This window comes from Pseudomonas sp. SIMBA_067 (assembly GCF_046534675.1).
In the GTDB taxonomy this organism is placed as follows: Bacteria; Pseudomonadota; Gammaproteobacteria; order Pseudomonadales; family Pseudomonadaceae; genus Aquipseudomonas; species Aquipseudomonas putida.
The window spans coordinates 1-237 of sequence record NZ_JAWRYH010001303.1 but is presented as its reverse complement, the minus strand read 5'-3'; the positions used below and the strand labels follow the sequence as shown (position 1 = coordinate 237).

The following is a 237-nucleotide window of genomic DNA, read 5'->3' as shown; positions in this document are numbered from 1 at the left end:
GAACATAAGGCGCTGTTCGATGCGATACGGCATCAGGACGGCGATGCGGCAGAGCAGGCGGCGCTTACCATGATCGCCAGCTCTACACGAAGGTTAAAGGAAATCACATGACAGCTCGCTACATCGCAATTGACTGGGGATCGACCAATCTGCGCGCCTGGCTTTATCAGGGCGACCACTGCCTGGAGAGCAGGCAATCAGAAGCAGGCGTCACGCGCCTGAACGGAAAATCTCCGG

The 237-nt window shown here is 57.4% G+C and carries 1 protein-coding gene; it reads left to right on the top strand.

Features of this window, described 5'->3' with window-relative positions:
• Window positions 1–107 precede the first annotated feature (107 nt).
• The coding region (locus tag SB765_RS33540; protein WP_410933023.1) for a 2-dehydro-3-deoxygalactonokinase at window positions 108–237 on the top strand (130 nt) is incomplete at its 3' end.